Genomic DNA, 1,890 nt, shown 5'->3' with positions numbered 1-1,890 from the left:
CAAGGACAAGGAGCAGAAAGTGAAGGAGTTTGTCAGCGATGCTTCCAAACGGGGAGCTCACTTCGTATAAGTCTTTCGCTCCTGATTCTTCGTATATACCGACGGAGCAAGCACGTTTTTAATCGGTATTTTTATTAAGTCGCTTACTGAAACTGCTCTCAACCGCCATTTGTATGCAGCTTTATCGCCTTCTGAATTATTTAACTGGAGTGTTACTATTGGTAGGCTTTCCCGCCTACAGTCAATTCAATCGTCCAGTTTATGATACAACGGTTACGCCGGGTATTCGTTATAAAGCCGAACTCGGTGGTTTAGCTTCTACTGCTTCACGTACCCCCTTTTGGTTGCGGGCCAATCAGTTTGGAACGGTTCCCCTGGAGTCACCCTCAGCGTTGGTGACTCTGGGGGCTACTGCCCTCTGGGGAGACGCCCGGCAAAATCGCAGACCTCATATCAAGGCGGGCGTGGAAGCAGTTGGAAATCTGAACCGAGCCTCCCGCTTCATCTTACCCGAAGCGTACGCAGCCATTCGTTTGGGACACGCGGAGTTATACGCTGGCCGTCGAAAAGAAATTAACGGTATTACGGATACGCTACTTAGCTCGGGCTCGTACGCCTGGTCGGGAAATGCGGTACCCATTACTCAGGTCAGACTGGGTACGAAAGATTACGCTCCTTTGCACTTCACCCAGGGCATCATTGCTTTCAATGCCTTCATTAGTCACGGCTGGATTAGTAATACAGATTCGATGAAAAATGTGTATCTGCATGCTAAATCACTCTTTGTACGCATTGGTAAGCCAACCTGGAAAGTACGTTTTTACGGAGGTATGAACCACTTTGTACAGTGGGGAGGGTATTCGAAGTATTTAGGTAACAAAGTCTCAAATAATGGCCATTTACCTTCAGATTGGGAAGCCTACAAGAGAGCTTTCTGGCCGAGTAAAATAGATGAACAAAATACGAAAGGCTTCACTGAGTTTGATACATCTAATCGATCAGGCAATCATTTAGGTTCTGTTGACATTGCACTAGAGCTGAATCTTAATCGGGAAAACTTACTTTTTTATATACAACGTCCCTGGGATGATATGTCAGGAGTTGTATTTGGAAATCTACCCGATGGTATATACGGTGTACGATGGAAAAATAACAGAAAAATTGAAGGGTTTGGCCTACTTCAAATTACTGCTGAATACTTCACTTCTATGGACCAAAGTGGGGATAAATACCCTAAAGGAAACGATGATTATTTTAACAATGTGCAGTATTTAAATGGATGGACGAATGAAAAACGCAGTATTGGAACTCCATTTTTTACGAGATGGATGGATGCCAGCTATAAATGGCAAAACATCAGGGGTCCATTCAACCATTTTTCAACATTTAATAATAACAAGATTCAATTATTTCACCTAGGGTTATTAGGAAAGATATCCAGCTTAACTACATTTCAAACCAAGCTATCTTATAGTAAAAACTATGGCAGACCATATAGTAAAGATCCTATAAAGGGAGGGGCTAATCAATTTTCTGGTATTGCTTCTATCAGTACACAAACAAAAATACTTACCAATACAGAATGGGTTCTAAGCGTAAGTTTAGATCGCGGGCAGTGGCTACCTAATTCTTTAGGGGCAATGTTAACAATGCGAAAATTAATAAATCCAAAGTTATAAATTGATTACTACGCTTAACGTATAAATACTATAAGCTGTTTATATGTTAAGGCTACTCTATATAATTTATCATTCCCAATATTATAAATCTAGCTACTACTAATAAAAAACTTTATTAGTAGTAGCTAGATTTATTTTTATGAAGCATGGATTAAACTATGCTATGTATAGGATATTCAATTAACTTTTTCGCGACCGATGGAGTAATAGG

Annotated in this window: 1 protein-coding gene; it reads left to right on the top strand. The window is 40.6% G+C overall.

Annotated features, from left to right (window positions below; translation table 11 throughout):
• Nucleotides 1-173 precede the first annotated feature (173 nt).
• Nucleotides 174-1,679, top strand: coding sequence for a capsule assembly Wzi family protein (locus tag BWI93_RS11465; protein WP_094811380.1), 1,506 nt, complete (start codon nucleotides 174-176; stop codon nucleotides 1,677-1,679).
• The last annotated feature ends 211 nt before the right edge of the window (nucleotides 1,680-1,890 follow it).

It is taken from the genome of Siphonobacter sp. BAB-5385 (assembly GCF_002261125.1).
Taxonomy (GTDB): domain Bacteria; phylum Bacteroidota; class Bacteroidia; order Cytophagales; family Spirosomataceae; genus Siphonobacter.
This window is presented reverse-complemented; position numbering and strand designations above follow the sequence as displayed.

What these genes read in the sequence shown, in the direction of transcription:
- BWI93_RS11465 (WP_094811380.1), top strand. Translation starts at nt 174, where the DNA reads ATGCAGCTTTATCGCCTTCTGAATTATTTAACTGGAGTGTTACTATTG.